Source organism: Acinetobacter sp. Brlt_5 (assembly GCF_051949055.1).
GTDB classification, from domain to species: domain Bacteria; phylum Pseudomonadota; class Gammaproteobacteria; order Pseudomonadales; family Moraxellaceae; genus Acinetobacter; species Acinetobacter indicus.
In genome coordinates this window covers 1-890 of sequence record NZ_JAYJLP010000046.1, presented here as the reverse complement: position 1 = coordinate 890, position 890 = coordinate 1, and the positions used below count along the sequence as shown (strand labels likewise).

Here is an 890-nt window from a genome sequence, read left to right as displayed (position 1 = left end):
TATAGTCAAATCATTATAAAACCAATACAATGGTGCAATGAGTTATTCAGAACATTTTAGACGTAAAATTTTAGCTAAGCTTGAGGAAGGTTATTCTATTCGAGCAGTAGCTGCACAATTTGAAATTAATAAAAATACCATTGTTGAATGGAAGAAACGTATAGAGATTAAAAAAACTCGTGTACGTAAACCTTCTAAAATTAACGATGATGCTTTACGTGAAGATGTTGAAAAGTATCCTGATGCTTATCAATATGAACGTGCTGCACGTTTTAATTGTGGTGTTTCATCTATTGGTGCTGCATTAAAGCGCTTAAATATTACAGTTAAAAAAAGACGTTAAGCCATCCTAAAGCAGATACAAAGCTTAGGGATAAATTTATTCTGCAAGTGAATGAATTAGAAAAAAACCATCCGATTATTTATCTGGATGAAAGTGGTTTTAAGTCACATGATTACAGACCTCATGGCTACTCACGAAAAGGAGTACCCTGTCTAGGGCAATATAATTGGCAATTAAAGAATCAGACCAATGCCATTGGAGCAATCCATAAAGGGTATTTATTTTCAGTCGGTTTATTTGACTGCAAAATCAATTCAGATGTTTTTCATTTTTGGATTGAGCAATTCCTCATACCAGCATTACCAGAAAATAGTGTAGTGGTTATGGATAATGCAGCATTTCATAAAAGAGCAGATATTCAGGAGTTATTGGAACAACAAGGGCATAAAATTCTTTGGCTTCCTGCATACAGCCCTGATTTAAATCCTATAGAACAGATGTGGGCATGGGTTAAACGTAAGCGTAAAGAATGGTTGATCGACTCAGTCGATGAGTTATTTCGAGTTTTTTTCGAATCTTGTATGAATAATAAAGTAGTTTGACTATA

Annotated in this window: 2 protein-coding genes; both read left to right on the top strand. The window is 33.9% G+C overall.

Annotated features, from left to right (window positions below; translation table 11 throughout):
- Window positions 1-37 precede the first annotated feature (37 nt).
- Complete coding sequence (locus VF685_RS14030) at window positions 38-343, top strand: IS630 transposase-related protein (protein WP_000122230.1); 306 nt, start codon at window positions 38-40, stop codon at window positions 341-343.
- Window positions 344-390: 47 nt separating this feature from the next.
- Window positions 391-885 (top strand): IS630 family transposase, encoded by a 495-nt coding sequence (locus tag VF685_RS14025; protein ID WP_001003818.1) that lies wholly within the window; start codon window positions 391-393, stop codon window positions 883-885.
- Window positions 886-890: the final 5 nt, after the last annotated feature.

Coding starts and splice junctions, on each gene's coding strand:
- VF685_RS14030 (WP_000122230.1), top strand. CDS start 38: ATGAGTTATTCAGAACATTTTAGACGTAAAATTTTAGCTAAGCTTGAG.